Here is a 24,458-nt window from a genome sequence, read left to right as displayed (position 1 = left end):
CGACCAGGCGCAAAGCTTGTGGTGTGATGCGTGTTCAATATATTAAACTAGGCCTCGCAAATGACCGTCAGCGTCGCCATCAGCCGTCACCGCGGGACAGCGTCGGGTATTACAGGTATACTCCGCCTCCTTTTACCGCTTTGGTTTTGATGGAAACGCTCCAGTGAGAGGATGCTACTGCGCACCATGACCCAATTCACTTCTCCTGTACTGCACTCGTTGCTTGATACGGATGCCTACAAGCTGCACATGCAGCAGGCTGTCTTCCACCGCTACAATGATGTACAGGTTGCGGCGGAGTTCCGCTGCCGCGGGGACGATCTGCTCGGCATCTACGCCGATGCGATTCGCGAGCAGGTTGAGACGATGCGCGACCTGAGACTGCAGGACGATGAATATCACTGGTTGTCGAGCCTGCCCTTCTTTGCGCCAGACTATCTCGAGTGGCTACGCGGCTTCCGCTACGACCCGCGCCAGGTCACGGTCATCAATGACAACGGCAAGCTGAATATTCGCCTTTCCGGCCCCTGGCTTGAAGTTATTATGTGGGAAGTTCCGCTGCTGGCGGTGATAAGCGAGCTGGTACATCGCTATCGCTCGCCGGAAATCAGCGTCGATCTCGCGCTGGACACCCTTGAGCATAAGCTGACTGACTTTAACCGCCTCACTGCTGATATCGATATGTCGGGCTTCCGCCTGATGGATTTCGGTACCCGCCGCCGCTTCTCCCGCGAGGTGCAGCAGGCGATTGTTCAGCGTCTTCAGCAAGAATCCTGGTTCACCGGTACCAGCAATTACGATCTGGCGCGGCGTTTGAATTTGACCCCAATGGGGACCCAGGCTCACGAATGGTTCCAGGCGCATCAGCAGATCAGCCCGAACCTGGCGAGCAGCCAGCGCGCGGCTCTCGCGGCCTGGCTGGAAGAGTATCCCGATCGGCTGGGGATTGCGCTGACCGACTGCATTACGATGGACGCTTTTCTGCGCGATTTCGGGCCGGAGTTTGCGACCCGCTATCAGGGGCTGCGCCACGACTCCGGCGACCCGGTGGAATGGGGCGAGAAGGCTATCGCCCACTACAAAAAGCTGGGCATCGACCCGCTGAGCAAAGTGCTGGTATTTTCCGATAATCTCGACCTGACAAAAGCGGTTGATCTCTATCGCCACTTCTCATCGCGGGTGAATCTGAGCTTCGGTATCGGCACGCGTTTAACCTGCGATATTCCTCAGGTGAAGCCGCTCAATATTGTTATCAAGCTGGTGGAGTGCAACGGTAAACCGGTGGCGAAACTTTCGGATAGCCCGGGTAAAACGATTTGTCACGATAAAGCTTTCGTCCGCGCGCTGCGCAAAGCCTTCGATCTACCGCCGGTTAAAAAAGCCAGCTAGGTCATATAAAGACAAAATGCGTCCGCCAAAACGGGCGCATTTTTATTCGCCTCCGCTTATCACCCCGAGACGTTATCAGGCATTAAGAACCCCGTTCGCCCTGCATGGGATCATCGCGCTGAACGAATCTCTCTGAATATCAGGCTCTCACGCAGCAAAGTAGGCTATCTCCTTATTTATTTCCTAAAACCCCCCTTTCTTGTGCGAAATCTACTTGTCTGATGGAAGATGACAGGTAACATAGATATCCCCCTGTTGCAGGGGAATACAGATTTTTCTATTGGACTAACAAGAGAGACTATTATGAGCGTTGTGCCTGTAGCCGACGTACTCCAGGGCCGCGTTGCCGTTGACAGCGAAGTCACCGTGCGCGGATGGGTGCGTACCCGCCGAGATTCTAAAGCTGGCTTTTCTTTCCTCGCCGTCTATGACGGTTCCTGCTTTGATCCTGTACAGGCCGTTATTAGTAATTCTCTTCCCAATTACAATCAGGAAGTGCTGCGCCTGACCACCGGCTGCTCGGTCGTGGTGACCGGTAAAGTCGTGGCATCTCAGGGCCAGGGTCAGAGCTTTGAAATCCAGGCCAGCCACGTGGAAGTCAGCGGCTGGGTGGAAGATCCGGATACTTATCCGATGGCGGCTAAACGCCATAGCATCGAGTACCTGCGTGAAGTTGCCCACCTGCGCCCGCGCACCAACCTGATTGGCGCGGTGGCGCGCGTTCGCCATACCCTGGCGCAGGCGCTGCACCGTTTCTTCGACGAGCAGGGCTTCTTCTGGGTTTCGACTCCGCTGATTACCGCTTCCGACACTGAAGGCGCCGGCGAGATGTTCCGCGTGTCAACGCTGGATCTGGAAAACCTGCCGCGCAACGAACAGGGCAAAGTCGATTTCGATAAAGACTTCTTCGGCAAAGAGTCGTTCCTGACCGTTTCCGGCCAGCTGAACGGCGAAACCTACGCCTGCGCGCTGTCCAAAATCTACACCTTTGGCCCAACCTTCCGTGCGGAAAACTCCAACACCAGCCGCCACCTGGCAGAGTTCTGGATGCTGGAGCCGGAAGTCGCCTTTGCTAACCTGAACGATGTGGCAGGTCTGGCGGAAGCGATGCTGAAGTACGTCTTCAAAGCCGTTCTCGAAGAGCGCGCAGACGACATGCAGTTCTTTGCCGAACGCGTTGATAAAGACGCTATCGACCGCCTGCAGCGTTTCGTTTCCGCTGATTTTGCCCAGGTTGATTACACTGACGCGGTCACCATTCTGGAAAACTGCGGTAAGTCGTTCGAAAACCCGGTCTACTGGGGCGTGGATCTCTCCTCCGAGCACGAACGCTATCTGGCGGAAGAGCACTTTAAAGCCCCGGTGGTGGTGAAAAACTACCCGAAAGACATCAAGGCTTTCTATATGCGCCTTAACGAAGACGGTAAAACCGTCGCCGCAATGGACGTTCTGGCGCCGGGCATCGGTGAAATTATCGGTGGCTCCCAGCGTGAAGAGCGCCTGGACGTGCTTGACGCGCGTATGGCGGAAATGGGTCTTAATAAAGAAGACTACTGGTGGTATCGCGACCTGCGCCGTTACGGCACCGTACCGCACTCCGGTTTCGGTCTGGGCTTTGAGCGTCTTATCGCCTACGTGACCGGCGTGCAGAACGTTCGCGACGTCATTCCGTTCCCGCGGACCCCGCGTAACGCGACTTTCTGATTTTTTTCTGCAATTTTCATCCAGGGCCAGCGCAAGCTGGCCTTTTTTTATGTCAATTTACGTTAACGAATATCAGGAAACTTAAACATCAACCATCCTGATTCACAATTATGTTACGCACTATTTCATTAGCGACCGCTAATTAAAACCGCACCTTATGTTCATAAATTGGCAAACATGCTGATTATATTGCTCGTTTTTTAACCAGTCACAGCACAACTTGCAACGACAAGATTTGAATAAAAATAAAGCAAAATGCTGACGTAAAATGCACAAACCCTCTCTTATCTAAATTAATCATAATTAATTCATATAGATATATAAAGACAGGTGATTTAATCGGCGAACAGGTGCGGAATGTTGATTGAGTTCACAAAGTTCCCAAAAATACATATTTAGTTACATAGGATTTCCTTTTGTTACTCATATGCGATATTGGTAGCATTTTCAGGCTAGCGAAACGTTGTTCTGAATGGAAAGATGCCTCCAGACACCAAACTATCATCAATAGTTCTGTAAATTTTTATTGACGAAACTTATTGACGGCAGTGGCAAGTGTTCATAAAAAAATATAAATGAGGGTAATAAATAATGATGAAGCGCAAAATTCTGGCAGCGGTAATTCCTGCCCTGCTGGTAGCCGGTGCAGCTAACGCTGCAGAAATCTATAACAAAAACGGCAACAAACTGGACTTCTACGGAAAAATGGTTGGCGAGCACGTCTGGACCACCAACGGCGACACCAGCAGCGATGATACCACCTACGCCCGTATCGGCCTGAAAGGCGAAACCCAGATCAACGATCAGCTGGTCGGCTACGGTCAGTGGGAATACAACATGGATGCGTCCAATGTTGAAGGTAAACAGACCACCAAAACTCGTCTGGCTTTCGCAGGCTTAAAAGCCGGTGAATACGGTTCATTCGACTACGGTCGTAACTACGGCGCCATCTACGACGTTGAAGCGGCAACCGATATGCTGGTTGAATGGGGCGGCGACGGCTGGAGCTACACCGACAACTTCATGACCGCGCGTACCAACGGCGTAGCCACCTACCGTAACTCTGACTTCTTCGGTCTGGTTGACGGCCTGAGCTTCGCGCTGCAGTACCAGGGTAAAAACGACGCTTCCAGCCGTGATGTTAAGAAACAAAACGGCGACGGCTTCAGCACCGCGGCAACCTACGCGTTTGACAACGGCATTGCGCTGTCTGCAGGCTATGCGAACTCCAACCGTAGCGGCGATCAGAAAGCTGACCGTCAGGGCGAAAAAGCTGAAGCATGGGCAACCTCCGCTAAGTATGACGCGAACAACGTCTATGCTGCGGTCATGTACTCCCAGACTTACAACATGACGCCGGAAAACGAAGGCAACTACTTCGCTAACAAAACTCAGAACTTCGAAGCCGTTGTTCAGTATCAGTTCGACTTCGGCCTGCGTCCGTCCATCGGCTACGTACAGACTAAAGGTAAAGACCTGCGCTCCCGCGCTGGCTTCTCCGGCGGCGATGCTGACCTGGTTAAATACGTCGAAGTGGGTACCTGGTACTACTTCAACAAAAACATGAACGTCTACGCTGCGTATAAATTCAACCAGCTGAACGACAACGATTACACCAAAGCCGCTGGCGTTGCGACCGACGACCAGGCCGCAGTGGGTATCGTTTACCAGTTCTAATCTGCAGTACACCCCTTCGTGATATGCCTAAAAAGCAGGACTTCGGTCCTGCTTTTCTGCTTTCCTGAGAGGAAGATCGTAACTTTCAAAAACCTTCTCGCTTTTTGTCGCAAACGGTTGGCAATTAACATAACTCCCGTTAACCTGATAGCGGATTTCCCTTCAGTAATCACAATGGAACCTCGTCATGTTTGAGAACATTACCGCCGCCCCTGCCGACCCAATTCTGGGCCTGGCCGATCTGTTTCGTGCCGATGACCGCCCAACAAAAATTAATCTTGGAATTGGTGTTTATAAAGATGAAACGGGTAAAACACCGGTCCTGACTAGCGTGAAAAAAGCAGAGCAGTATCTGCTGGAAAATGAAACCACAAAAAATTATCTGGGTATCGATGGTATTCCGGAATTTGGCCGCTGCACCCAGGAGCTTCTGTTCGGGAAAGGAAGCGCAATTATCAATGATAAACGCGCCCGCACCGCGCAAACGCCCGGCGGTACAGGTGGCCTGCGCGTCGCCGCCGATTTTCTGGCGAAGAACACCGACGTTAAACGTATTTGGGTGAGCAACCCCAGCTGGCCGAACCATAAAAGCGTGTTCAATTCAGCCGGGTTGGAAGTGCGCGAATACACCTACTACGATGCCGCTAATCACAAACTCGACTTCGACGGGCTGCTGGCCAGCCTGAACGAAGCGCAGGCCGGCGACGTGGTTCTGTTCCACGGCTGCTGCCATAACCCAACCGGTATCGATCCGACGCTGGAACAGTGGCAACAGCTGGCGCAGCTCTCCGTAGAGAAAGGCTGGCTGCCGCTGTTTGACTTTGCCTACCAAGGCTTTGCCCGCGGCCTGGAAGAAGATGCTGAAGGCCTGCGCGCTTTCGCCGCTCTGCATAAAGAGCTGCTGGTTGCCAGCTCCTACTCGAAAAACTTCGGCCTGTACAACGAGCGCGTGGGCGCCTGTACGCTGGTCGCCGCTGACCAGGAAGCGGTAGACCGCGCTTTCAGCCAGATGAAGTCGGTTATCCGCGCGAACTACTCAAACCCGCCCGCTCACGGCGCCTCGGTAGTGGCGACCATTCTCAGCAATGACGCGCTGCGCGCCATCTGGGAGCAAGAGTTGACCGACATGCGTCAACGCATCCAGCGTATGCGTCTGCTGTTCGTTAATACCCTGCAGGAAAAAGGCGCCAGCCGCGATTTCTCTTTCATCATTCAGCAAAACGGGATGTTCTCGTTCAGCGGCCTGACCAAAGAGCAGGTACTGCGTCTGCGTGAAGAGTTCGGAATTTACGCGGTGGCGTCCGGACGTATAAACGTCGCCGGTATGACGCCCGACAACATGGCGCCGCTGTGCGAAGCGATTGTTGCCGTACTGTAATCTCAGCGCAGGGCAAGTAAAAGACCACCTTCTGAGAAGGTGGCTTTTGAGAATGCCCCCTGTAAGGGGGGCTATTGTCACCTTCCGCTGATTACTCTAGCAATTCCATCTGCTGTTCATACGTTTGTTCCGTTTTCTCCTGATGCCTCACATATCGTCTGATAATTTCTTCATTCACTCCCACCGTATCGACAAAGTAGCCTCGCGACCAAAAATGATTCCCCCATAGCTTCTTCCTGATATGTGGAAAACGGTTATAAAGCCTGATGGCACTGCGTCCTTTTAGATGGCCCATCAGAGTTGATATCGAGATCTTTGGTGGAATGATGACGACCAGATGTACATGATCGGGCTGAACATTTAGCTCCAGAACCTCACAATCCTTTATTCCACAGAGGATATAGATCGTCCTGTACAGCTCCTTACCCAGCTTATCTTTCAGGATCCTGAATCGGTACTTGGGTGTCCAGACTATGTGGTATTTGCAACGCCAATATACATGTGATGAACTCCTGTAAAGTCCCATGTCGGTTTGTCTCCTTTTACTTGTGGTGAGTAAGCAGAGATATTCCGACATGGGCATTCTTCAGGCTATAGCCTTACAGGAGCAATCACCACCTCCCTAGGAGGTGGTTTAGGGATGACAACAAAAGGCCGCATGTGCGGCCTTTTTTATATGCTGGCTTCGGTCACCAGACCGGCATTTCATCCTGCAGGAATGGGTTGTGCAGACGCTCATAGCCAAGGGTCGACATCGGTCCATGACCCGGAATAAACGACACGTCATCGCCCAGCGGCAACAGCTTGCGCTTAATCGCATCGATCAGTTGGCTATGGTCGCCGCGAGGGAAGTCGCTACGCCCTACTCCGCCTTTAAAAATCACATCGCCAGAAATCAACAGTCGGGAAGCAGGATCGAAGAAGACCACGTGCCCCGGCGTATGGCCTGGGCAGTGCAGCACCTGCAGGGAAATATTCCCCACGCTGACCGTATCGCCTTCGTTCAGCCAGCGATCTGGCTGCAGCGGCTGGCAATCTTCCAGACCGAACATCCGGCTCTGCGCCGGTAATCCTTCCAGCCAGAACTCATCTTCTTTTTCCGGCCCAATAATCGGCACGCCATAATGTTGTGCCAGCTCCGCCGCCGCACCAACGTGATCGAGATGACCGTGCGTGAGCAGAATCTGCATCAGGCTAACGCCTGCCGCCGCGACTTCCTGTTTGATTCGCTCAGCATCACCGCCGGGATCGACCAGCGCCGCCAGTTTGGTTTGTTCACACCAGATTAAAGAACAGTTCTGCGCGAACGCGGTAACCGGAATAATACGATAGTTCATGAGGCTCCTTTCGTTACCAGTGCCGTACTGGCCCGGTATCAATATGCACAAAGTTGCTACGTGGGTAGTATCCTACACCACCTGTGCGCATAGATAACGCGGCTTTGCGAACATTGCTTAACGAAATGCCTTCAATATGAAAATCCATGGCCTGGCCTTTAGTGTGGTAGCTGTGTTTTGCCACACCCCGGCTACGCGCGCGAAGCTCATTATTGGTATCAACAGAACGATAACCGGAAATAAGCTGGACAGGCTTGTTGGTACCAAGTAATCCCTGCAAACGATAGAGTTGATCGAACAAACCGGGATCGATGGACTTAATCTTATTCGCGCGATAATCACGGAAAAAATGATTAAGTCTTGCTAATTCATCCTGAATATAGCCTCTGCCATCGAAAAACTCCGCCTTGAGTGATTCACCGGTATGCAGGTTGTTCAGCGTCAAAATACGCGGTCGGGGGGTCGAGAGGGTGGCAAATGCCGGCGCAGGCAGAATGGCAGCAGCACCGAGCGCCGCTCCACCTAACGCCAGCAGTTTGCGGCGATTAGCGTCAAATTTGTCCATGATAATCAGGTCTACAGGTAAATGAATCGTAATATACTTTTCCCGCAACGCGCCCGTTAGCCGCCAGCACGCACTCGCTCCCCTACGGCTAATAAATATCAGCTATGGAGAACGGGCTGCTTACTGCCACAGCGCCTTTGCAGGATTATATGTATATGCACTTCTGGCGCACGAAAGGCACCTTACCGGGCATTATTGCCAACGTCAAGGTAGCCTAACCCCAGTAAACTCGGGCCTTGCAGCGTGCAAGGCCCGTTTTCACACAGTGGTAGGACAACCAAATCCGTTGAACTACTTCATTTATCTGATTAATTGTTCAGCTTTAGGTAGAATTTGTGCGCTGGATCGCGCGGTGAGATCGTAATTGTAAATATCTGTTCGATATTGTGTACGCCCATCAGCGCCAACGAACGCGGTCAAATAATAGAGATTAACCGGGATATTCTGGCGAATATTAACGTAGCGGGTATTCCCCTGTTTTAGCGCATCTGAAATACGCGCATCATTCCAGCCAGCATCCTGAAGCAGCATATTGGCCAGTTCTGAGGCTTTATTCACGCGCACGCACCCGGAGCTCAGCGCGCGTCCATCCCGCTGGAACAGATTGTGATTGGGCGTATCGTGCAAATATATCGCATCTGAACTTGGCATATTGAATTTATAGCGCCCCAGCGAATTGCGCGCGCCGGGAGCCTGCTGGAAGCGGAACGGCAGATTCGATGCGGTTATCGTTTCCCAGTCCACCTGATACGGGTCGATAGTCTCTTTGCTATTCCAGCCGCGCATCATCGTATAGCCGTGCTGCTCAAGATAGCCTGGGTTATTGCGCACCTTCGGCAGAATATCGTTGCGCGCCAGCGTCGGCGGAACGTTCCACGGCGGGTTGACCACAACGTTGTTCAGCGCACTGCTCATCATAGGGGTTTTGCGATCCGGACGGCCAACGATAACCCGCGATGCCAGCACCTGGCTACCGTCCTGGTAATAGACCAGCGAAAAGGCGGGAATATTCACCATAATTCCGGTCGCCAGATTACCCGGCAGCAGGCGCAAACGCTGGATATTCAATGCCAGCACGCCGGCGCGCTGCGCAGGAGAAACGTTGAGCCAGTCGCGGGTCGCCTGACCAATCACGCCGTCTGCGCCCAGTCCCTGCCACGCCTGGAAGCGCTTAACGCCCTCCACTAACTGGCGATCGTAAACGCCACGGCCGCTGCTTTTGGCCTTTTTCCCGGCGGACGGACTCACCACCTCATCACCGGGCAACGCAATTTTTGCCGCGTCATCCAGCATACCGGTGCGCTGTAAAATTTCGCGCAGCGCGCCGGCATCGTTGCTCCATTCCCCCGGGCGCAGCGACGTCTTACCGGTGAGCTGCGGCCAGGGACGGGAATCGGCAACCTGAGCTAATAGCGCCTGATGCATTGCGGCATACTGCGGATGCTGCGGAGCCAGACCCGCAATAAACTGCGGCAGCGAACCGTTATCCAGCGCCACCTGCCACTGGTTAATTACCGACAGAGGCGGCGTCGACATGGCATACGGTTTCGTGCCATACAGCCAGCGGTTGCCCTGAGTCGGAATACCGCTAATAAAATGCAGATAGCCCATCATGGCGTCAGACAGAACGACATCCCGCGCCAGACCGTTCACTGCCGGGTCGGTCAACAGCTCAACCCAGGTGGTGAACTGCGGCTGAAAACCGGCGATAGCAACCTCAGCCAGCTGCTGTTGAAACGCCTGCACCGCCTCGCGGTTATCCCACATCGGTTTCATATCCCTGGCCGCATACAGCGATACCAGCGGATTCATAAATACGGGTTGATAACCGGACGGCAGTACCGCCTGAATCCCGGCGCGGCTCTTCGCTGCCGCATCGGCAGAAAGCGCCTGCTCGCCGGCCATTTGGGCGACCGCCGCGGATTGGTTTGCGCTTTGGCTTAGCGCGGAAGAGAGCTCGCTGATGGTGGCAGAGCTATCCGATGGTACCACTTCAGGCTCTTCAGCCTGGACATTGAACAGTGGAGCAAATGCAAACGCCAGGCTCAGGCTGAGCGCAGACAATTGACGACCATACCGTTTCTTTAGCAACATCCCTTGCCCCCTGTTAACACATTGCTGCCCGCTAAAATGGGGCTTACTTTCAGTATATGAAGACGAAAACGCTTTTGCCTTCCCAAATGTAAAGAAGTTAAAAGATTATACAATCCTAAAGTACAGGAACGGATAACAAAAAGGGCGACATCGCGTCGCCCTTTGGCTGGTTATTGTACCATCCTATGAAGCATTTGCCGTTCCCGGCAGCGTTTCGGGCAGCTGCGGTGCGAAGCCACGCAGCCCGACGACGTGCACGTGCTCGTGATTATTCACGACCTTACGCACCAGCTTATAGGTGGTACCTTTTTCCGGGCTGATATTTTCCGGCGCCGCAATAATCAGCTGCATCTCCAGACGATCGCAGAGCTCGAACAGCGTCGCGATAGAGCGAGCATCCAGACGCGCCGCTTCATCAAGGAACAGCAGACGACACGGCGAAATGTCCTTACCGCGCAGGCGCATGGATTCATCTTCCCAGCTCTGTACTACCATCACCAGAATCGACATCCCGGTACCGATAGCCTCACCGGTCGATAGCGCACCGGATTCCGCGCGCAGCCAGCCGTCGGAACCACGGTTAACTTCCACTTCCATCTCCAGATAGTTGCGGTAGTCCAGCAGCTCTTCACCGATGGTCTGCGGCGTACGCTGCCCCATATCAATCTGCGGATTGAGGCGCTGATACAGCTTCGCCAGCGCTTCCGAGAAGGTCAGACGATTGCTGTTAAACAGGTCCTGATGCTGTTCATGCTGTTCTGACAGCACGTCCAGCAGCATCGAGTGGGTTTCCCGCACGTTGACGTTCAGACGCACGCTGTTGACCTGGCCGAAGGAGACGCTCTGCAGCCCCTGGTTGAGCATACGAATACGGTTTTGCTCGCGCTGGATAGTCTTGCGGATAATATTGGCCACGCTGCGGGAGCTGATGGCCAGCTTCTGCTCGCGGTTGGTCAGCTCTTCCGTCAGACGGCTGAGTTCGATCTCCATCTGCTCAATCGCTTCCACCGGATCGTCGGTGCGGATGATATCCTGGCGAATACGCTCGCGCAGATGCTGATAAACGGCGACAAAGAACTGGATTTTACGCTCCGGGCGTTTCGGATCTTCAGAAATACGCAGTACATCGCGCAGGTGTTCGTTATCCGAGACCGCCAGACGCAGCGCGCCGAGCGCCTTATCCGACATCGAGCGCAGTTCATCTGCCGAAAGGTAGGCCAGCTCGCGACGATGCAGGCGACGCTCCACGCCGTTGTCTTTCACCAGGCGCATGACCGCACACCAGCCGGCTTTAGCGCTGACCACCTGTTCGCGCATTTCGCAGTAATCGCGCTCCAGCTTGCGCAGCCTGCGGGTCAGGTTATCCATTTCCGCTTCGCAGAAGGTCAATGCTTTTTCGAGCTGGTTCCGCCGCGCGCGGTTGTTGCTGAGCTGAGCATGAAGCTCATCGCGGCGCAGACGAGCGCGCTCTTCGGCGCCGGCGTCGGCGCGCACGCCAATGTCCTGAAGCTCTTTATGCAGGTCGTTGAGCAGCTCTTTCTTGGTGTCGTAGGAACTTTTCAGCGATGCCAGCACCTGGTTGTACTGGTTGAGCTGCGCGGCGTGGGTACGCAGCGCTTCACGGGTACGGGCGCGCTCCGCCTCAGCCTGCTCCAGACGCTGGCGCAGCTTCTCGTTCAGATCGCTATTACCGCTCAGCATCTCTGCAGAATCGGAGTAGCTAAAGTGGGCGCGACGCTGCACCACTTCGGTCAGCGCAAATGCCTGCTGACGCGCGTCGCGCTGAGTCTGCTGCGAATATGCGTAATCTTCTTTCAGCTGTTCAAACTGCTCCGGGTCGCTTTGAAGCACGGAAACGATCGGCTCCAGTTTTGCCAGCTGATTCCCATGCTGCTGGACGAAGCGCGCGGCTTCCTGCGCTTCGTCCAGGCGTTCCTGGATCTCATCCACGCGATCGGCCAGCGAGTCATCGGCCAGCAAATTCAGACGCGGCAGCAGGCGGTTGAGTGCGGATACGCCCTCTTTTGCCTGCTCATACTGCACCCGGTTCTGCTGGTTATCGCTCTCATGGGCGGTCAGCGCCCGCTCCAGTTCGCCGCGACGCGTATTCAGTTTACGGATTTCTTCTTCCGGGTCGTCCTCAAAGGCTACCGCAAGATGGTTACCGATAAAGCGGCTGAACGCCTGATGGAGGCGCTGGGTTTTCTGCACATCAAACGACAGGGTCGCAAAGCGCTCGGACAGGCTTTCGCGCTCGGCGTGCAGCGTTTCAACGCGGCTTTCACGCGCGGCGCGGCCAAACAGCGGCAGCGTCGGGAAGCGTGAATAGCGCCACTGACGATCGGCAATCTTAACGACCACCGCCTTTTCCAGCTCATCGACGCTGAATACGCTGTCATCGAACGACTGCGGATCGCCCTCGATCAGGTAGAGATCTTCGGGACAATCTTCGAGACCTTCCAGCTGATCGGCAATCAGCGACAGATCCGGTACCACAATGGCGTGGCGGGAAGGACCGTAGAGCGCGGAGTAATACGGCGCATCATCGAGACTCACGTCATCGTAGATTTCCGACAGCAGTACGCCGCCAAAACGTTCCGCCAGCGCGTTCAGGCGCTGATCTTCCGAACCGCCCGGCTGGCTAAGACGCTCAATTTCATCGTCGATAGCGCGCTTGCGGGCTCCGACTTCATCGCGCTCCACGATAGCTTCGCGTTCACGCTCCAGCAGCTGCTGGAGATATTCGGTAACGTCCTGGCTTGACTCAAACTGCTCGCCGCTCTGCTCGCACAGCTGATTGAGGCTGTTCTGCGCCGCCAGCCAGATAGGCGCGCGGCGCATCAGCGTTTGCGTCCGCGACTGCAGCTGTTCCAGCTCCTGACGCAGGGTCATCCGCCGTTCGCTGGCGGTGGAAACGCTGTCGGCAAGGGATGCGATGCGGGCTTCCAGCTCCTGGTGCAGGGCTTCCAGCTCATCGATATCGTAGCGTTTGCCCTGGCGCTTACAAAACTCATTGAGCTGGCGTTCGGCATCCTGCTGTTCACGCAGACGCTGTTCAAGCTCCGTCAGACGACTGCGCAGCCCGTGCGCCTGTTCGGCCTGATGACGTTGATTAACGCCTTCGCGCAGCAGCTCGCGCGCCACGTTCCAGGCTTCATTACGTGCCAGCGGGCCGTTGATCTCCGCCACCAGCTGGTAAGCCTGTTCAAACTGGCTGTGCGCGGTTTGCGCCACGCTCATCTTCTGTTCCAGCGACAGCATTTTCTCCGTCGCTTCCTGCTCTTTCGCCTGGAAAGTTTCCAGCCACTCGTCGGCGCTCTCCGGCGTTAAATCCGGCAGATGGCAGAGGGCTTTTGCCCGCTCCAGCGCCTGCAGCGCCTGGGTGTACTGAATCGCGCGAGTCTGCTGCACGTCCAGCGCCTGCTGGTAGTCGGCAAGCTGGTTTTTCAGCTCATCCACTTCCAGCTCGGCGGCTTCGGCGCGGGCTTCGTTCTCTTCCTGCTGGTCAACCGCTTCCGCGACGACTTCATTTTGTTCTTCGAGGCGAATCTGCAGTTCATCAAGATCCGCTTCATAGCGCTCGATTTTTTCCTGCTGGCGCAGAGCGGTCTGCACCAGGTTCAGATGGTCGCTGGCGGCCTGATAATCGGCTTCCAGATCGCCTTCCGCGCCGTTATGTTCCTGCAGCTCGCGGGCCATATCGACGTGCTTATACTGTTCCGCCGCGAGCTGAGCGCGGGAGGTGAACAGATCGCGACGATACTCCAGCGCCTTGTCGAGATGAATGCGTCGCTCGTTAGCGTGACGCATATAGTCGGCGGCAACGTAGTTGGTGGCTTCGCTGATCAGATGCTTGAACAGGTCGCGGTCCGACTGCGTCACGCGGATAGCTTCCAGCGTCATGCGGTTTTCACGCAGCGCCGCTTCCATATCCTGGAACGCCTTACGCACGCCGCCGTTTTCCGGCAACAGGTAGTCGCGCAGCGAGCGGGTAATGGTGCTCGAAATACCGCCGTACAGCGAGGCTTCGATCAGGCGATAGTATTTGCTACGGTCCGAAGCCGAACGCAGGCGGCGAGCCACCACGCCCAGGTCGAACATCAGCGAGTGATACTCGGTAATAGAGTTAAACTGCTTGAACTGCACCCCTTCCATCGCTTCGAGCTTATCTTTCAGCTCGTTGAGCGTCACCACGCGCGCCTGGCGCTCGTTAAGGGTTTCGGTCAGCAGCTGAGTTGGCTGGATGGAGGTTGGCAGGCCCTGGATCGCAAAAGGCTTGATATCGACCTTACGATCGCGACCGGCGACCTGCTGTAGACGAACGCCGACCACCACGCGCTGGTGGCGGGAGTTGATCACGTCCAGCACGGAGTAGCAGACGCCAGCGCGCAGCTTACCGTGCAGGCCTTTATCGCGCGAGCCGCTGGTCGCCCCCGCTTCCGTGGTGTTACGAAAGTGCAGCAGCGTCAGGTCCGGGATCAGTGCGGTGACGAAGGCGGCCATGGTCGTGGATTTACCGGCACCGTTACCACCGGAAAGCGTGGTCACTAATTCATCGAGATCAAAAGTACGGGCAAAAAAACCGTTCCAGTTAACCAGCGTCAGCGAGCGAAACTTACCGCGTTCAATCATTACTCTTCCTCCCCGCTATCCGGCTGATTCTCTTCATTCTCATCATTAAGCTGCAGGCGATTTTCCAGCGCCATCGCTTCACCGTCGCGGATCATACGCAGCTGGGCTTCGCGCGGATCGTCACCGGCGCGCACGTCGGCGCCGAAGCGAAACACCGATTCGGTAATGCGGAATTTGCTGCTGTCATGGCCCATAAACCACACCATGCCGAGGCGGCGCAGGCGGTTGAGCGAAGCGCGCATTTTTTCCTGCAGCTTCTGGCGGTCTAGGTCGGACCCGGTAGAACGGTTATTGACCAGCTTGAGCAGCTTGGCTTCGTCTGCGAGGGTCAGCAGCTCGTCGTAAAGCTCCTGCTGAGTGAAGATGCCCTCGTTGGCCAGACGCTCCGGGCTGAGGTAGAGATAGCAGAGAATTTTACCCACCATCATATCCAGCTCGGAGAGCACCGAGCGCGGGATCAGCGTGGTCGACCGCGGGCGCAGATAGAAAAACCCCTCCGGCGCGCGAATCAGCTCGACGTTGTAGCGAGCATAAAACTCTTCCAGGTAATCCTGAAAATCCATTAAAAATGCGTGATTATCCAGCTCGTCAAGGCCGATATGACGGCCCGCGCGCAGGGCGCTATCCAGCGCCGGAAATAACGGATTAGCCAACGCTTGCGCCAGTTTAACCGGCATCACTTGTTCAATATTTGTCGATGACATGCGCCTGTACCTTGGCTCCGTAATCATTAATCGGCTGCCATTTTGCCGGCAGTCCGGTGAAATCTGCTTGCGCTACGCCCAAACGTACCGCCTGGTCGACCACAATACGCGCGACGTCAAAGTGGCGCGCGCGCGGATACTGCGACAGATATTCGCGTACCACCAGGCCAAGATCCAGCGGCAGTCCCTTCTCTTTATAGACCACCAGCTGTCCTTCAATCAGCGCCGCCAGCTGTTCGCGAATTTCGTTAAACTCTTCGTACTCCAGATCCGTTGGAAGTTCCCCGGTGACCTCTTCATCATGCAGCGCCATCTCTTCATCGCGCATATCAAGCAGACGATCGGCATTCGCATGGGTGAGCGCCCAGGGGGCGTCGAAGTAGGTTTGCACCGACTGACGCAAACGCTGTGCGAAGACGCGGTTTTTATCCATATCAATGGCGGTACGGATAAATTTATGCACGTGGCGATCGTAGCCGATCCACAGGTCAATCGCCTGCTGCCCCCAGCTGACGATACGGTCCAGCTTGCTTTGCAGATCGAACACCAGACGATCGATAAAATTCAGATCGTCGCGCGCCATGGTCGAATCCTGGATACGCAGCAGGTTTGCCTGCAGCTTATCGCCCGCCGCGTCCAGGGTATCCTGCAGTTCCCGCAGGGTGCCGGACGTTTCCGACAGCAGCAGCTCGCAGCTGGAGATCGCCGCCCGCCAGTCTTTGTTCAGCAGCTGGGCAATATCATCTTTCACCAGCTGCTGCTGCTCATCCATGATCCGCTGAGTCAGGTCAATGCTGTCAAAGATTTCCGCTACCGAGTACTTCAGCGGAGCGAAAACGTTACGATGCCAGTGGAACTCATCGCCGCCCTCTTCTGCCGAGTCGGCGGCGCGCTTGAGTTCGCCGGCAACGATGGAGAGCTGCATCGACAGTCGCAGGGTGGAGAACTCGCGCTGGCGAATATAGTAGTCGGTGATCCCAATGCCCAGCGGCGTCAGGCGATAAATAGCGTTACCCTCGGTGATTTCGCTGGTAAAGCGGTTCAGCAGACGCTGGCGCACCATATCGTTAATGGCATTATTGGCGCGCTGGCTGATGGTTTCGCTGGTCTGCTCAAACGCATCACTCACGTGGCGGAACGCATCCACCAGTTCTCCCTCGGTCATTTCCCCTTCCATCCGCTCGCCGTTCAGCGTGGCAATCGCCAGCAGAAAAGAGAGTCTGTCGACCGGCAGCGAAATAGAAAAATCATTTTTCCTGGCCCAGGCAACCAGTTCGGGGACTGTCTGGGAAAATTCACTCATAGTTTATCCTTGCATCTGCGGCTTAAGCGCGGTGACGTGAATATAACGGCCTAAGCTAATATACGGCTCCTGGCGACAGTAGCGCGTTTCCAGCTCCAGCAGCGCCGCAAATTTATCGTGCTGTTGGTGTTTTTCACGCAGATAATCATGAAACACCCGCACGCCGGTCTTGCCGGTAATCTGCCAGCCAATCTCTTCCAGCCAGCCGTAAACCTGCTGCGGATCGCGCGGATAGTCCGGCGACAGCGTGCGTTTTTTCTTTTTCGGCATGCCGATTTGCACATAGTCGAGATTTCCGGCGACCATATTGTGCATCAACAGACCGTTAGCATTGTAGAACATCAGCGACAACGCGCCGCCGGGGCGCAGCATCGACCACAGGGTACGCAACATCGCCTGTGGTTCGGCTATCCACTCCAGCACCGCATGAAACAGTATCAGATCGACCGGACTTTCCAAATGCTGCTCAATATCCTGAGCCGCGCATTGTACAAAATGCATGTTGTCGATCACACCTTTATCGGCAGCCGCCTGCCGGGCACGAGCCACCATTTCACCAGAGAGATCGCATAACGTGACGTGATGCCCCATTTCCGCCACTTTGATCGCCGTCTGCCCTTCGCCGCCGCCCGCGTCAAGAACTCGCAATGGCCCAGGCCCCAGCCGGTCCAGCAGCGGTTGCAGATCCTGCCAGAGGATCGCCTGCCGCAGCTGGCCTTTGGTGGTGCCGTATATATTGCGCGAAAACTTTTCAGCAATATCATCGAAATTACGATCCTGCACGGGTGACTCCACACGCCAACACAAAGCCGCTATTTTGTCATACCCGCGCGGAGAATGAAGCGATCTGTTGTAAGATCCGGGCATATCTTTGGTTATATGGTTAAAAAAGGAACCGTACGGCATGCTTTTTACGCTGAAAAAGGTTTTAGGCGGTATGATGCTGCCGCTTCCCCTGCTGCTGCTGCTCATTGCGCTCGGCATAGCCCTGCTGTGGTTTAGCCGTTTCCAGCGCACCGGCAAGCTCTGCGTCAGCCTCGGCTGGCTGCTGTTGCTGCTGTTGAGCCTGCAACCGGTCGCCGATAGCCTGCTCAAGCCAATTGAAGATAAGTACCCGACGTGGCGAGGTGAAAAGCGCGTGCAGTACGTGGTCGTGCTTGGCGGAGGCTACACCTGGAACCCGGACTGGGCGCCCAGTTCCAATCTCATCAATAATAGCCTGCCGCGGCTGACGGAGGGGATCCGCCTGTGGTATGAAAATCCGGGCTCGAAACTCATCTTTACCGGCGCAGCGGCAAAAACAAATCCGGTCAGTACGGCAGAAGCCGGGGCCAGAGTGGCAGAGAGCCTGGGCATACCGCGCAGCGAAATCCTTGTCCTGGATAAACCCAAAGATACCGAAGAGGAAGCCGCTGCGGTGAAGATGGCGATAGGCGATGCGCCCTTCCTGCTGGTCACCTCCGCGTCTCATCTGCCGCGGGCGATGATTTTCTTTCGCCGCGCCGGGCTAACTCCCCTGCCCGCGCCGGCCAACCAGCTGGCGATTGAGTCACCGCTTAACCCGTGGGAGCGGGCTATTCCTTCGCCCGTCTGGCTCATGCATAGCGATCGGGTGGGTTACGAAACGTTAGGCCGCATCTGGCAGTGGCTAAAAGGTTCTTCAGGCGAGCCAGGGCAGGATTGACTTTGCCGCCAGGTCAAACCGGACGCGGTCAAAGCGTCCGGTATTCACCAGATTATCCACTTCGTCCCACAGCAGATACAGCCAGCGTCGCCAGAGAAACGCTTCCGCCACCGGCGCCCGGCGCAGATAGTGCCACAGCAGCTCCTCTTCCTGAGCGCTCTCGGCCAGACGGAAAAGCTCGTATTCCCGCGGCGCCCAGAGCATCATGCCCGGCCCCACCATCGCCAGCAGCTGATCGCTGCGCGGATCTTTAAGCATGCTGCGCAGCGTGAAGCTACCGTGTACCAGCACGCAGTTATCATTGAAACCTTTAAACAAATCCATAAGGCATTCGCGCGTGCGGAACAGGATGCGTTTGTCCTGCATCGTCAGGCCGGTATCCTGATAAAGATTCAGCGTACTCCATAGCACCTCCACGCGCTGGCGGTACCAGTATGGCCAGAGGTTTTCCTGAGTGCTATCGACCATCCCTACGCAGCCGCCGCTATCCTGACGATGCCAGGCCAGCAGCGCTTCCACGATCTGCTCCTGCAGCTGCTCCCAGCGCTCCGGCGTGCGGGCGGGGGCTTCAACCGAGACGCCGCGCAGTCGTTCAATCAGCAGTACATCGGGACCCGGATGCTCGTCGTGCGTCATCACGCCGTAGACAACCGGCATACGGACGGTGCCGCTTCGCGCCAGGGTTGATATCTTCCACGCCAGCTGACGCGCCACGCCCGGCGTCGTAAAGCTGCGCGCCAGCAGCGGCATTGGGTTTCCCTGCGCATCATATAGCGACCACAGAGCCGACGACGGTTTCTCGCTGACGCACTCCACGCGGCTTAGTTTTTCACCCAGCAGGTGGCTCAGCTCGGTACGCAACTGTTCCATTTCTGATTACCCCTATGAATACTACCGGTTTCATAATGAGCGCCTGGGCCGGGGTTGTCATCGGGTGAGATCAAAATTGACGTAAAAAAGTATGGAATAACGGCCTGGGAATATCCCCTCCTGGCGGAGGGGATGGGGGGATTAACGCAGCTCCGCGCGAACGCGCTCCAGATCTTCCGGCGTATCGACACCTGTACCGGGAACCACTTCCGCCACCGCGACATGGATTTTCTCGCCATACCACAGCACGCGCAGCTGCTCGAGCATCTCTATTTGCTCCAGCGGGCTCGGCGCCCAGCTCACATAGCGACGAATAAAACCGGCGCGATAGCCATAAATACCGATATGACGCAGCAGCGAATCACCGATAGACTCGCGGGATTTAGCGAAACGATCGCGATCCCACGGAATGGTGGCGCGGGAAAAATAGAGCGCGTAGCCCTCAGCATCCATGACGACCTTCACCGCATTCGGATTAAACGCCTCTTCCGCATCGTGGATTGGCACCGCTAAGGTTGCCATACCACTGGTGCTGGCAGCCAGATTCTCGGCTACCTGGCGCACGATCGCGGGCGGGATCATCGGCTCATCGCCCTGAATATTCACAATGATGGTGTCATCGCTGAAGGCGCATTTTTCAACCACCTCGGCCAGGCGTTCGGTGCCTGACTGATGATCTTCACGGGTCATGCAGACTTCACCGCCGGCGGCTTCCACCGCGCGGGCCACGTCTGGATGGTCGGTAGCAACGATAATCCGCTCGGCCCCGGATTCGCGAGCACGTTCCAGAACATGGACAATCATCGGCTTGCCGTTGATATCCTGGAGCGGTTTCCCTGGCAGGCGGGTAGAAGCGAAGCGCGCGGGGATAATAACCACGAAACTCATGACTGGCTCTCTTCTACAGGAAGCGGGCGGGCTTCGGTTTCCAGTAGTACGGGAATGCCTTCACGCAGCGGAAAAGCCAGGCGATCAAGTTTGCAGATCAGTTCTTGCTTATCCTGGCTGTAATATAGCTTACCGTTACAAACCGGACAGGCGATAATTTCAAGTAAACGGTGATCCATGATTCCTCCAGATGGACCGAATAGATTCTTCAGCAGCATATCACACGTGGGCTCAGGCAGCGTCAATTTCCCAACCCTGTTGCCGCCCGGCAAAAAGTTCCGCCGGCAGCTTCCCGCAGCTCACCCGCGTGGCGTCCTGCCAGAGGGCAAAATCATCAATGGCGCGTTTTAGCCCGCTCTCCAGACCCGACGTCACCTTGACGCCCTCCTCCAGCCACAGGGCGATAATTTCCAGAACGCCGGTTTTGCGGTGCATTTTGCTATCCATTCTGCCAACCAGTCTCCCCTGGTGCAGCAGCGGTAATACGAAATAGCCATACTGCCGTTTCGGCGCGGGCGTGTAGCACTCCAGGCGATAGGTAAAGTTAAACAGCTGTTCCGCTCGTTTGCGATCCCAGACTACCGGATCGAAAGGCGAAAGCACCGCGCTGCGGCTGGCGGCGAGCCTACCGCCGGGTGAAGATTCCAGCAGCGCCAGTGCATCACGGTGGAGCCACATTTCGCCCAGCGCTTCAACGTTAACCGGCACCACCAGCCCCTCCTCCTGCCAGCTCGCCAGCAGTAGCGGCAGCGGGGGCTGACGCAGACGATAATAATCCGCCAGCCACTGCGCGCGAAAAATCCCCAGGCTGCGAGCACTATTACGTAACATCATGGCTTCAGCCTGCTCCTGAGAGAGCCCGTCGCGCTCATCGTCCCAGTCCGGCATGACCCGCTGCGTCAGATCGTAAACGCGCTGAAAATTACGCCGCTCGATAACCATCACTTCACCGGCTGTGAATAAGCCTTCAAGATGGCGCTTATGCGGTTTCCACTCCCACCATCCGCTGGCGCCTTTGCGCGGATGCTCGAAGTCGGCCGAGCGAACCGGGCCATTTTCGGCTATATGCGCCAACAGCGCCTGAATGCCCTCGGCGTGTTCGGTCATCCACGCTTTGTGATATTTCCAGCCCATTTTATCCGGCGTCAGCATGCGGTGACGCACCAGTGAAAAGTCGCTGCGCGGTAAAAAGCAGGCTTCGTGCGCCCAGTACTCCATCAGCTCGCCGGCGCGGAGCGCCTCGTCCAGCCAGCGCTGCGGATAGTGGCCGAGGCGGCTGAACAGCACCAGATAAGGACTGCGCGCAACAACATTGATGGTATCGATTTGCAGCAGGGACATCTGCTTAATGGTCTGCAGAATATCCCCAGGCTTTGCGCGGCGACGGGGCTTTTTTAGCAGCCCCTGAGCGGCAAGGTGAAGATGGCGGGCTTCTTTAAGCGAGAGGGACAATACCGGCATGCAGCTTCTCCGTTAAGGGTTCCGGCGCAAGCGGTGATACGACGATTAGCGTTGCGCCAGGGTAACTAAGTCCGTGAGCAACCGCTGCGCGCGTTGGTCAGTCATTATCGCGTCGACCGGAAGATACCACCAGTTTGCCTGAGCAAATTCGCGGCACTTCACCGCATCTTTTTCGGTCATCAGCAGGGTTTGCTGCGGCGTCGCCAGCGCGGCGACTGCGCTCTGCGCCAATGCCTGATGATCGGCTAAGGCGATGGTTTTTATCGGACTGACGCCGCAGCTTTCAAGGGTGGCGAAGAAGCGCGGCGGGTGGCCGATTCCGGCCATCGCCACCACGTTGTCCAACGCCGCCGCATCCCGGCGTTCACCGGTCAGCAGATTTACCGCCTGCCCGGGGCGAAGCTGCATCGGGATCTCTCCCGGACGGGCGAGACCGCCGTTAACGATAACCGCATCCACGCTGCGTAAACGCGAAGCGCGCTCGCGCATGGGGCCGGCAGGCAGCCACCAGCCGTTGCCAAAACGGCGCACGCCGTCAATCACCACAATTTCTTTGTCGCGCGCCAGCTTATAGTGCTGCAGGCCATCGTCTGTGACGATAAGCTGCAGATCGTGGGCGGCGAGCAGGGCCTGTACCGCATCGCTGCGTACCGGCGAGACGGCAACCGGCGCGCCGGTACGCTGGTAAATCAGCACCGGCTCATCGCCCGCTTCCGCTGTGGGGGTAGCCGTATTCAGCAGCAGCGGATAGCTCGCCGCTTTACCGCCGTAGCCGCGTGAAACGACGCCAACGCGAATACCGCGCTGCTGAAGCTGTTCCACCAGCCAGACGACAACCGGCGTTTTACCATTACCGCCCGCGGTCAGATTACCCACCACCACCACCGGCACCGGCGCTCGCCAGGCTTTTTGCCAACCGAGTTTATAGCTCAGCCGTATCAACCCGCTCACCAGGCCATAGAGCCAGGAGAGCGGAAGCAGCAGCCGCCATAAGGGCGACTCACCGGACCAGATGCGTGCAATCATGCGCCGAACTGCATCTTATGCAGCTGGGCGTAAACGCCCTTGTGCTCAAGCAGATCGGTATGGCTGCCGCGTTCAACGATCTGGCCATCTTCCACCACCACGATCTCGTCGGCCTGCTCAATCGTCGACAGACGGTGGGCAATCACCAGCGAGGTGCGGTTTTTCTGCAGTTCGTCCAGCGCCGCCTGAATAGCGCGTTCCGATTCGGTATCCAGCGCCGACGTGGCTTCGTCGAGGATCAGTATCGGGCTGTTACGCAGCAGGGCGCGAGCGATAGCGATACGCTGGCGCTGACCGCCGGAAAGCATAACGCCGTTTTCCCCGATAATCGTATCCAGGCCATTGTCCATTTTGTTGATAAAGTCCATGGCATAAGCCATACGAGCGGCTTCTTCTATCTGCTCGCGGCTGTACTCTTCGGTACGCGCGTAGGCGATGTTATTCGCTACGGTATCGTTGAAGAGATGAACGTTTTGCGACACCAGCGCAACCTGATCGCGCAGGGAGCTCAGGGTGTATTCACGCAGGTCGTGGCCGTCCAGTAAGATCTGCCCATCATCGACATCGTAGAAACGCGTAATCAGGCTGGCGATGGTCGATTTACCCGAACCCGAGCGCCCTACCAGCGCCACGGTTTTTCCTTCCGGAATATTCAGGTCTATATTGCGCAGCGCGGCGACTTCGCGTCCCGGGTATCTGAAGGTGACGTTTTTAAATTCGAGGTTGCCCTTCGCGCGTTCGATAACCCGCGTGCCTTCATCTTTCTCCTGCTCGGAGTCAAGGATAGCGAAAAGCGTCTGGCAAGCGGCCATCCCGCGCTGGAACTGCGCGTTGACGTTAGTCAGTGATTTCAGCGGACGCATCAGCGCGATCATTGAAGAGAAGACAACGGTGATGGTACCCGCCGTCAGCGTCTCCATTACGCTCGGGAAGCTGGCAGCATATAGCACGAAAGCCAGGGCCAGAGAGGCGATCAGCTGAATAATCGGGTCAGAAATTGACGACGCGGAGACCATTTTCATCCCCTGCAGGCGCATTTTATTGCTGACTTTATCAAAACGTTTGGTTTCGACGGCCTGACCGCCAAACATCAGCACTTCTTTATGCCCTTTCAGCATCTGCTCTGCGCTGGTCGTCACCTGGCCCATGGTGTTCTGCATATTCTTGCTGATATTACGAAAACGCTTCGAGACCACGCGAATCGCAATAGACACGATCGGCGCCAGCACGATCAGAATCAATGACAGCTGCCAGCTGTAATAAAACATCATCGCGAAGAGGCCAATAATCGACGCGCCTTCGCGCACGACGGTAATCAGCGCGCTGGAGGAAGAAGACGCGACCTGCTCGGAATCATAGGTAATACGCGATAGCAGCGTCCCGGTGGACTGTTTGTCAAAGAAGGCAACCGGCATCCCCATCATGTGGCTGAATAAACGACGGCGCATCGTCATCACGACCTTGCCGGAAACCCAGGAGATACAGTAGCTCGAAACGTAGCTGGTAATGCCGCGCAGAACCATCAACCCGATCACCACCAGCGGCATCCATATCAGCACCGAGCGATCCGTTTTACCAAAACCATCATCCAATAACGGTTTAAGAAGCGATAGCATGAAGGTATCACTAGCCGCGTTAAGCACTAACGCTACCGCTGCCACGATTAGCCCGGGTTTAAACGGCGCTATAATCGGCCAGAGTCGGCGGAAGGTCTGCCACGTGGAGAGATCTTTATCGTTCTGCATT

19 protein-coding genes are annotated in these 24,458 nt (G+C 56.1%); 5 read left to right on the top strand and 14 right to left on the bottom strand.

All coding sequences use genetic code 11. The annotated features are described in order from the left end of the window. Positions 1-186: 186 nt before the first annotated feature. The 4 genes from pncB (at position 187) to BJF97_RS10435 (ending at position 6,148) form a co-directional block, all read left to right on the top strand. Entirely contained in the window at positions 187-1,389 is a 1,203-nt protein-coding gene (pncB, locus tag BJF97_RS10450; protein ID WP_025107499.1) for a nicotinate phosphoribosyltransferase, read from the top strand. Positions 1,390-1,692: 303 nt separating this feature from the next. Then, complete coding sequence (gene asnS / locus BJF97_RS10445) at positions 1,693-3,093, top strand: asparagine--tRNA ligase (RefSeq protein ID WP_004849497.1); 1,401 nt, start codon at positions 1,693-1,695, stop codon at positions 3,091-3,093. Positions 3,094-3,684: 591 nt separating this feature from the next. Next, positions 3,685-4,770 carry a porin gene (locus BJF97_RS10440; RefSeq protein WP_014228653.1) on the top strand — a complete coding sequence of 362 codons (1,086 nt, stop codon included), beginning with the start codon at positions 3,685-3,687 and terminating at the stop codon, positions 4,768-4,770. A gap of 187 nt (positions 4,771-4,957) precedes the next feature. After that, positions 4,958-6,148 carry an amino acid aminotransferase gene (locus tag BJF97_RS10435; protein ID WP_009653304.1) on the top strand — a complete coding sequence of 397 codons (1,191 nt, stop codon included), beginning with the start codon at positions 4,958-4,960 and terminating at the stop codon, positions 6,146-6,148. Between the two features lie 91 nt (positions 6,149-6,239). Here BJF97_RS10435 and tnpA read toward each other — a convergent pair whose 3' ends face one another. The 8 genes from tnpA to cmoM all read right to left on the bottom strand — a co-directional run bounded on the left by tnpA (position 6,240) and on the right by cmoM (position 17,566). Further along, entirely contained in the window at positions 6,240-6,674 is a 435-nt protein-coding gene (gene tnpA / locus BJF97_RS10430) for an IS200/IS605 family transposase (RefSeq protein WP_014228411.1), read from the bottom strand. A 163-nt stretch (positions 6,675-6,837) separates the two neighbouring features. After that, positions 6,838-7,485 carry an MBL fold metallo-hydrolase gene (locus tag BJF97_RS10425; protein ID WP_014837967.1) on the bottom strand — a complete coding sequence of 216 codons (648 nt, stop codon included), beginning with the start codon at positions 7,483-7,485 and terminating at the stop codon, positions 6,838-6,840. A 13-nt stretch (positions 7,486-7,498) separates the two neighbouring features. Next, a complete protein-coding gene (locus BJF97_RS10420; protein WP_004130967.1) occupies positions 7,499-8,050 on the bottom strand; it encodes a YcbK family protein in 552 nt (183 codons plus the stop codon). 300 nt (positions 8,051-8,350) lie between these two features. Beyond that, the gene (ldtD, locus tag BJF97_RS10410) at positions 8,351-10,144 is read right to left on the bottom strand and encodes a L,D-transpeptidase (RefSeq protein ID WP_032694241.1); all 1,794 of its coding nucleotides are present in this window, start codon (positions 10,142-10,144) and stop codon (positions 8,351-8,353) included. A 183-nt stretch (positions 10,145-10,327) separates the two neighbouring features. Then, entirely contained in the window at positions 10,328-14,776 is a 4,449-nt protein-coding gene (gene mukB / locus BJF97_RS10405; protein WP_014228649.1) for a chromosome partition protein MukB, read from the bottom strand. Continuing rightward, positions 14,776-15,480 carry a chromosome partition protein MukE gene (gene mukE, locus BJF97_RS10400; protein ID WP_004100725.1) on the bottom strand — a complete coding sequence of 235 codons (705 nt, stop codon included), beginning with the start codon at positions 15,478-15,480 and terminating at the stop codon, positions 14,776-14,778. Before mukE ends, mukB begins: the two co-directional genes overlap by 1 nt. Next, positions 15,461-16,783 carry a chromosome partition protein MukF gene (gene mukF / locus BJF97_RS10395; protein ID WP_004849491.1) on the bottom strand — a complete coding sequence of 441 codons (1,323 nt, stop codon included), beginning with the start codon at positions 16,781-16,783 and terminating at the stop codon, positions 15,461-15,463. The genes mukE and mukF overlap by 20 nt, the downstream gene beginning before the upstream one ends. Before the next feature lie 3 nt (positions 16,784-16,786). After that, positions 16,787-17,566: a tRNA uridine 5-oxyacetic acid(34) methyltransferase CmoM gene (cmoM, locus tag BJF97_RS10390; RefSeq protein WP_004849490.1), complete on the bottom strand. Its 780-nt coding sequence runs from the start codon at positions 17,564-17,566 to the stop codon at positions 16,787-16,789. Between the two features lie 121 nt (positions 17,567-17,687). Here cmoM and elyC point away from each other — a divergent pair, with 121 nt between their 5' ends. Continuing rightward, complete coding sequence (gene elyC / locus BJF97_RS10385) at positions 17,688-18,467, top strand: envelope biogenesis factor ElyC (protein WP_014228647.1); 780 nt, start codon at positions 17,688-17,690, stop codon at positions 18,465-18,467. Here the strand turns inward: elyC and BJF97_RS10380 are convergent. The 6 genes from BJF97_RS10380 to msbA all read right to left on the bottom strand — a co-directional run bounded on the left by BJF97_RS10380 (position 18,444) and on the right by msbA (position 24,457). After that, entirely contained in the window at positions 18,444-19,337 is an 894-nt protein-coding gene (locus BJF97_RS10380) for a YcbJ family phosphotransferase (RefSeq protein ID WP_032694242.1), read from the bottom strand. The genes elyC and BJF97_RS10380 overlap by 24 nt on opposite strands. Positions 19,338-19,478: 141 nt before the next feature. Then, a complete protein-coding gene (kdsB, locus tag BJF97_RS10375; protein ID WP_014228645.1) occupies positions 19,479-20,225 on the bottom strand; it encodes a 3-deoxy-manno-octulosonate cytidylyltransferase in 747 nt (248 codons plus the stop codon). Continuing rightward, positions 20,222-20,404, bottom strand: coding sequence for a protein YcaR (ycaR, locus tag BJF97_RS10370; RefSeq protein ID WP_004130952.1), 183 nt, complete (start codon positions 20,402-20,404; stop codon positions 20,222-20,224). The genes kdsB and ycaR overlap by 4 nt, the downstream gene beginning before the upstream one ends. 52 nt (positions 20,405-20,456) lie before the next feature. Then, entirely contained in the window at positions 20,457-21,686 is a 1,230-nt protein-coding gene (locus BJF97_RS10365) for a winged helix-turn-helix domain-containing protein (protein WP_014228644.1), read from the bottom strand. Positions 21,687-21,731: 45 nt separating this feature from the next. Further along, positions 21,732-22,712, bottom strand: a complete 981-nt coding sequence (lpxK, locus tag BJF97_RS10360; RefSeq protein ID WP_032694243.1) for a tetraacyldisaccharide 4'-kinase — start codon at positions 22,710-22,712, stop codon at positions 21,732-21,734. Further along, entirely contained in the window at positions 22,709-24,457 is a 1,749-nt protein-coding gene (msbA, locus tag BJF97_RS10355) for a lipid A ABC transporter ATP-binding protein/permease MsbA (RefSeq protein WP_004849478.1), read from the bottom strand. The genes lpxK and msbA overlap by 4 nt, the downstream gene beginning before the upstream one ends. Position 24,458 lies beyond the last annotated feature (1 nt).

Source organism: Klebsiella sp. LTGPAF-6F (assembly GCF_001753185.1).
GTDB lineage: Bacteria > Pseudomonadota > Gammaproteobacteria > Enterobacterales > Enterobacteriaceae > Klebsiella > Klebsiella michiganensis.
Note: the sequence above shows the minus strand (reverse complement) of the source record. Positions and strands in the feature narration are given on the sequence as shown.

What these genes read in the sequence shown, in the direction of transcription:
- pncB (WP_025107499.1), top strand. Translation starts at nt 187, where the DNA reads ATGACCCAATTCACTTCTCCTGTACTGCACTCGTTGCTTGATACGGAT.
- asnS (WP_004849497.1), top strand. Translation starts at nt 1,693, where the DNA reads ATGAGCGTTGTGCCTGTAGCCGACGTACTCCAGGGCCGCGTTGCCGTT.
- BJF97_RS10440 (WP_014228653.1), top strand. Translation starts at nt 3,685, where the DNA reads ATGATGAAGCGCAAAATTCTGGCAGCGGTAATTCCTGCCCTGCTGGTA.
- BJF97_RS10435 (WP_009653304.1), top strand. Translation starts at nt 4,958, where the DNA reads ATGTTTGAGAACATTACCGCCGCCCCTGCCGACCCAATTCTGGGCCTG.
- tnpA (WP_014228411.1), bottom strand. Translation starts at nt 6,674, where the DNA reads ATGGGACTTTACAGGAGTTCATCACATGTATATTGGCGTTGCAAATAC.
- BJF97_RS10425 (WP_014837967.1), bottom strand. Translation starts at nt 7,485, where the DNA reads ATGAACTATCGTATTATTCCGGTTACCGCGTTCGCGCAGAACTGTTCT.
- BJF97_RS10420 (WP_004130967.1), bottom strand. Translation starts at nt 8,050, where the DNA reads ATGGACAAATTTGACGCTAATCGCCGCAAACTGCTGGCGTTAGGTGGA.
- ldtD (WP_032694241.1), bottom strand. Translation starts at nt 10,144, where the DNA reads ATGTTGCTAAAGAAACGGTATGGTCGTCAATTGTCTGCGCTCAGCCTG.
- mukB (WP_014228649.1), bottom strand. Translation starts at nt 14,776, where the DNA reads ATGATTGAACGCGGTAAGTTTCGCTCGCTGACGCTGGTTAACTGGAAC.
- mukE (WP_004100725.1), bottom strand. Translation starts at nt 15,480, where the DNA reads ATGTCATCGACAAATATTGAACAAGTGATGCCGGTTAAACTGGCGCAA.
- mukF (WP_004849491.1), bottom strand. Translation starts at nt 16,783, where the DNA reads ATGAGTGAATTTTCCCAGACAGTCCCCGAACTGGTTGCCTGGGCCAGG.
- elyC (WP_014228647.1), top strand. Translation starts at nt 17,688, where the DNA reads ATGCTTTTTACGCTGAAAAAGGTTTTAGGCGGTATGATGCTGCCGCTT.
- BJF97_RS10380 (WP_032694242.1), bottom strand. Translation starts at nt 19,337, where the DNA reads ATGGAACAGTTGCGTACCGAGCTGAGCCACCTGCTGGGTGAAAAACTA.
- kdsB (WP_014228645.1), bottom strand. Translation starts at nt 20,225, where the DNA reads ATGAGTTTCGTGGTTATTATCCCCGCGCGCTTCGCTTCTACCCGCCTG.
- ycaR (WP_004130952.1), bottom strand. Translation starts at nt 20,404, where the DNA reads ATGGATCACCGTTTACTTGAAATTATCGCCTGTCCGGTTTGTAACGGT.
- BJF97_RS10365 (WP_014228644.1), bottom strand. Translation starts at nt 21,686, where the DNA reads ATGCCGGTATTGTCCCTCTCGCTTAAAGAAGCCCGCCATCTTCACCTT.
- lpxK (WP_032694243.1), bottom strand. Translation starts at nt 22,712, where the DNA reads ATGATTGCACGCATCTGGTCCGGTGAGTCGCCCTTATGGCGGCTGCTG.
- msbA (WP_004849478.1), bottom strand. Translation starts at nt 24,457, where the DNA reads ATGCAGAACGATAAAGATCTCTCCACGTGGCAGACCTTCCGCCGACTC.